Below are 3,363 nucleotides of genomic sequence, written 5' to 3' on the forward strand. Positions count from 1 at the left end.
GTCTCTTCGAAGACGGCCGCGGCCATGCGCCTCGCCGGGGGCTCGGACGTCGGGGGCTGGTGAAAAACGACCGGCGCCTCCCCGGCTTCCTCGCCAGACGGAGCCGGCATGGCGACATCGGCCAAGCTCGGCGCCTCCGGAACCGGAACAAGGACGGTGTCTTCCTCCTCCGGGGAGAGATCGGCCAGGTCGACCGCTGGCCGCGCCTCGGTGCCAGACTCGGCAGCCGGCGCTGCCAGGGGCGACGGTCCACCCGCGTCGACCGCGGGCGCTGCCGCCGGGGCCTGGACGGCGCCCGGGACACCGGCGCTACCGGCCGGCGGGACATCTGCCTCGGCCTCCGGGGACGGGACCTCCTCCGCAACGGCGGCGGGCGCTGCCGCCTTGATGACATGCCGGGAGGTCCGCTCCCTCCTGGGCAGGGGCCGGTCCACCGACACCCGCACCAGGGGCTTGCCCTGCATGAACAGGGTCTGGTCGAACTGCCGGACGGCCACTTCCAACGACTTGCGGCCGGAGAGCAGCTCGGTCACCACCTGTTCCATGTAGGCGGACAGATTGATGCCGGTCATGGCCGGGAAGGCGCGGTTGATGGTATTGGCAACCTTGAAGGCATTGTCCTGGCACCGCAGCTCGCCGCGCCGGCCGATGGTCAGGTAGCCTTCGTCCAGCATCTGCTGCAGGGTGGCAATGGTGGACGATTCGATGCCGATGGAAAAATCGGCCAGGTCCACGAAGAGACTCTCCAGGGTGTAGTACTCCGGCATGAAGTCGGTGCTGGGCTCGGGAATGATCTGCCGCGGCACCAGCTCCTGCCCCGGCGCCAGGGCCTCCAGGGGGCAGTCCCGCGGCAGATTCGGATCCCAGAGCACCTCGTCCAGGGCCAGGAAGCCCGGATCGTCGATGGCGGTGCCGCTGGCCACGAACCGGCACAGACTGCCGGCAGACAGGGTAGCCTCGATGCGCTGGGCACTGGCCGGCCGCGTCTGGCAGGCCAGGCCGCGGGCCCGGATCAGCCGATAGAGGGTAGCGGCCGACGGCGACAGAGTGCCGGCCAAGGCCTCGGGCAGGACCTCCGGCTGGCTGGGGAAGATCGCCCCTTCACCGGGCTCCTCGGCGGCGCCCTCCTCGTCCAGCAGCCCCCGGCCGTCCCCCGAGGCCAGAAACCGGCGCACGGCGCTGGCCAGAATGGCGCCGGAGGCCACATCCAGCCGGTCCAGGGCCGAGATCAGGCCCACCTGGCGGTCGCCCACCGGGATGCCGCAAAAGAGGCTGGCCAGGATCTCGTGGGCCTCGCCGGGCGAAAGCCCCAGCGTGACCACCGCGTCGTGCAGCAGCTCTGCCAGCTGGTAGGGCGGCCGCGGCAGGATCGCGGCTTCGCTCCGCTCCACGGCCACCACCGTGAGGGGCAGGTCCCGGAAGAGGTCCAGGATGCGCTTGCCTTCGCTGGCATCCTTGCACAGGCCATCCTCGCTGATGCCCGCGGCGTGGGCCAGGAGGGCGTCGAGCTCGCCCTGGCGGGTGGCCAGGCGCACCCGCACCCGCCAGCGGGGAGGGTGAACCAGCTCCTTCAGTTGCAGCTCCCGGTCCACCAGGACGAAGAGCATGGTGAGCGTGGTATAATCCAGGGGCAGGCCCTGGGGACCGACGGTGGTCCCAATGAGCCTCTGGATGTGCTTGACCAGACAGGCGTTGAAGAAGCCGCGGTAGTAGTACGCCTTGGCCCGCTGGTCCAAGACGGGCTCCACCAGCTTGAAAGACTCGCCCAGTGCCTCGGAGGTCAGGGCGAACACGTTGAGGCGGCGGGGTGCCTTGGCGCCCTTGCTCAAGGCCAGGACGTACTCGGAGACCATCCAGGACCAGTACTCGCCCCGGGGGTCACGCCCCAGGGCCAGATAGATGTCCCGATCCAGGTTGCGGGCGATCTCGTCGGCCAGGCCTGAGGCCCCGGACGGGGCGAAGGAGAAGGTCATCTCGCCGCTGCCGTCGCCCCGGGACACATACTGGGAATTCACCTTGAGGGGCGCGGCCTGGACGAGAAAGGTCTCCATCTCGTCGGCAAACTGATCCTTGATCGTCTGGGCCTTGACCGGTGAATCGACGATCACCAAAGGTCGGATCATGACAGCGACTCCTGCAGCAGCATATTCGCACCCCGCTCCGAACCGGACCACCGGCCATGGCCGCACGGGCCATCCCCCGGCACAGCTTCACCTAGCATAATCGAGCAGGAGCCCGGAATGATAGTCGTTTTTTCACCAGCTTGCCCCATGATCCCCTCCGGTAGCCGCTCGCACCGGCCCGCCCCCAGCCGGACGAGGTCCTGCTAGCCCCGCCATGCCCTCCCTGTGCACCCTGGCCGGCATCCAGGAAGCCCTGTCCAACCTGGGCCTCAAAAAGAGAGACAGCCTCAAGGCTCAGCTGGTGGAGCGGATCCAGGCCCACTATCAAGGCGCTGCCGACCCGGGTGCGGTCTTGCCCCTGGAGACCGACCTTCTGGTCAGCCAGTTGTGGCTGCTGGACGATGCGGCCGCCATCCGGGCCAAGCGCAAGAGCTTCAGCAGCCTGAAGTCGGGCCTCAACAAGCAGCTCCGGGACTTGGCCAAGGAAGGTCTGAATCCGGAAGGGATCATCATCGGCCGCGACAACCTTTTTGTGGTCTCCGACGAGCACAAGGACTCCCTGCTGCAGGAGCTGGGCGTCGGCGGTGGCGGCGCCCCGGCGGTGCGGGACGTGTTCACCTCCATCAAAGAGCTGGTGACCGAGGTGATCCAGAAGCGGGGCATCGCCGAGCTCACCTCCCTCCTCCAGGGGCTGGAGGAAGCCAAGCAGCTGGTCCGCACCCTGGCCCAGCCCGACGCGGCAGCTCTGATCGGCCCGGTGGCCGCCCCGACGGTGGAGGCCGCTGGCGGAACGGCGCCGGGAGCCCCCGCCGGCCACAGCAGGACACCGTCCCCGGCTCAGCCCTGGGGGGGCCCGCCTGCCGCCGGCATCATCGAGGAGACCGCCGCAGAGCCGCCGGCCCCAGTCGGCTCCGCGGCAGGGGCTGAGGCCGCGGGGACGGAAGAGCGGCCCGCGGCCGAGGAGGTCGAGATTCTCCAAGAGGAGGTCGAAGAGCTGGAGGAGGCCGACGAGACGGAGATCGTCCAGGGGATCGAGCCCCTGCCCGGGGACCAGGGCCTCGATACCGGCGAGCCTATGCCGGCCGCTGATCTCGAAGACCGGGCAGAGGCCGTCGACTTCGACGAGGTCGAAGAGCTGGAGGAGGCCGGCGAGGCGGAGATCCTCCCGGAGATCGAGCCCCTGCCCGGGGACCAGGGCCTCGATACCGGCGAGCCTATGCCGGCCGCTGATCTCGAAGAC

General features: G+C 69.3%; 2 protein-coding genes. One reads left to right on the forward strand and one right to left on the reverse strand.

Annotation, left to right across the window (positions count from 1 at the left end; genetic code table 11):
- Window positions 1–2,123, reverse strand: a 2,123-nt coding sequence (locus AB1634_19080) for a DNA topoisomerase (protein ID MEW6221616.1), incomplete at its 3' end; no start/stop codon positions are given.
- A 214-nt stretch (window positions 2,124–2,337) separates the two neighbouring features.
- On the opposite strand from AB1634_19080, the gene AB1634_19085 reads away from it, so the two are divergent.
- The coding region (locus AB1634_19085; GenBank protein MEW6221617.1) for a hypothetical protein at window positions 2,338–3,363 on the forward strand (1,026 nt) is incomplete at its 3' end.

Source organism: Thermodesulfobacteriota bacterium (assembly GCA_040755095.1).
In the GTDB taxonomy this organism is placed as follows: domain Bacteria; phylum Desulfobacterota; class Desulfobulbia; order Desulfobulbales; family JBFMBH01; genus JBFMBH01.